Origin of the sequence: Streptomyces sp. OfavH-34-F (assembly GCF_022347745.1) — a bacterium.
GTDB lineage: Bacteria > Actinomycetota > Actinomycetes > Streptomycetales > Streptomycetaceae > Streptomyces.
Genome location: NZ_JAKRGC010000566.1, coordinates 1 through 2,038, shown reverse-complemented (window position 1 = coordinate 2,038; position 2,038 = coordinate 1). Strand labels below are relative to the sequence as shown.

Sequence of the window (2,038 nt, the reverse complement as noted above, 5' to 3'; positions counted from 1 at the left end):
GTCCGTGATGGCCGCGGCGCGGCCCGTCGCGATGGACGGCGGCGACGCCAAGGGCGGGGCACGGGCGGCGCTCGGCGGGCTGACGACGCGCGGACGGTCCTTCCTCGCGGCCGGGATCGCGGCGGCGGCCTGCGCCTATGTGCTGGGCCAGAGCGACCTGCTGCGGGTCGGGCTGCTGCTCGCGGTGCTGCCGCTGGTGTGTGTGCTGGTGCTCTACCGGACCCGCTACCGGGTCACGGGCACCCGCAGGCTCTCCCCCTCGCGCGTCCCGGCCGGCTCCGAGGCCCGGGTCCATCTGCGCATGGACAACATCTCGCGGCTGCCCACCGGCCTGCTGATGCTCCAGGACCGGGTGCCGTACGTGCTGGGGCCCCGGCCCCGGTTCGTCCTGGACCGGGTGGAGCCGGGCGGCCGTCGCGAGGTGTCCTACCGGGTCCGCTCCGACCTGCGCGGGCACTACCCGCTCGGCCCGCTGCAACTGCGGCTGAGCGACCCGTTCGGGATGTGCGAGCTGACGCGTTCGTTCAGCACGTACGACACGCTGGTCGTCATCCCGCACACCGAGCCGCTGCCGCCGGTCCGGCTGGCGGGCGAGACGTCCGGCTACGGCGAGGGGCGCCAGCGCTCCCTGGCCCTGGCCGGTGAGGACGACGTGATCCCGCGCGGCTACCGGCACGGCGACGATCTGCGCCGCGTCCACTGGCGCTCCACCGCCCGCTACGGCGAGCTGATGGTGCGCCGCGAGGAGCAGCCGCAGCGCGCCAGGTGCACGGTGCTGCTGGACACCCGCCTGACCGCTTACCGGGGCACGGGACCGGACTCGGCGTTCGAGTGGGCCGTGTCGGGGGCGGCGTCCGCGCTGGTGCACATGCTGGAGCGCGGCTTCGCGGTCCGGCTGCTCACGGACACGGGCGACGCGGTGCCGGGCGAGGGCGAGGGCGGTTTCGCCGGGTCCTCGCAGGCCACGGCGGACGCGGCGGGCCTGCTGCTGGACACCCTCGCGGTGGTCGGCCACTCGGACGGGGGCGGCCTGTCGCGCGCCTACGACGTGCTGCGCGGGGGCGGCGAGGGGCTGCTCATCGCGTTCCTGGGCGATCTGGACGAGGAGCAGACGGGTGTGGTCGCCCGGATGCGGCAGCGCAGCGGCGGGGCGGTGGCCTTCGTGCTGGACGGCGCCGCCTGGGTGAACGGCGAATCGCCGCAGAGCCGCGAGGAGGCCGCGGGCCGGCTGAGACGGCTGCGCGAGGCGGGGTGGACGGTGGTGCCGGTGGAGCCCGGCGCGCAGTTGTCCGCGCTGTGGCGGCTGGCGGGCCCGCAGGGTGCGCCGGCCGGGTCGAAGGGATTTACCGGGGGATGGTCATGAGGGGGCGGTCATGAGCGGTCGTGGTCGGCTGGCGCTGGGCGCCTTCGCGGCGACGCTGATGGCGGCCTGCTCGATGCTGCCGCTGGTGGACCCGGTGAGCTGGCTCGCGCAGGCGGCGTTCCTGCTGGCCGTGCAGAGCGGGGTCGGGGTGCTGGGCCGGCGGGTGCCGCTGCCCCGGCCGCTGACGGTCGCCGCGCAGGCACTGGTCATGGTGGTCCTGCTGACGGTGGCGTTCGTCCGGGAGCAGGCGGTGGCGGGCGTGCTGCCCGGACCGCAGGCCGTGCGGCAGCTGTCGGAGCTGCTGACGGCGGGCGCGGACGACGTCGGGCAGTACGCGATCCCGGCGCCGGCCACCCCGGGCATCCGGCTGATGCTGGTGGGCGGGGTCCTGCTGGTCGGTCTCGCGGTGGACGCGCTGGCGGTGACCTTCCGCAGCGCGGCGCCCGCCGGGCTGCCGCTGCTGGCGCTCTACTCGGTGGCCGCCGGGCTGTCGGAGGGCAGTGCGGGCTGGCTGTGGTTCCTGCTGGCGGCGTGCGGCTATCTGCTGCTCCTGCTGGCCGAGGGGCGCGACCGGCTCTCGCAGTGGGGCCGGGTGTTCACCGGGGCGGCCGGGTCGCGCGGCGGTTCGTCGGCCGGGCTGGACGCGTCGGGCGGCCGGGCGCTCGCCCCGGTGCG

Annotated in this window: 2 protein-coding genes; both read left to right on the top strand. The window is 76.4% G+C overall.

Annotated elements, in window-relative coordinates:
• Positions 1-7: 7 nt before the first annotated feature.
• Positions 8-1,363, top strand: a complete 1,356-nt coding sequence (locus MHW47_RS34935) for a DUF58 domain-containing protein (RefSeq protein WP_239227843.1) — start codon at positions 8-10, stop codon at positions 1,361-1,363.
• A gap of 10 nt (positions 1,364-1,373) precedes the next feature.
• On the top strand, positions 1,374-2,038 hold a 665-nt coding region (locus MHW47_RS34930), incomplete at its 3' end, for a DUF3488 domain-containing protein (protein WP_239227842.1).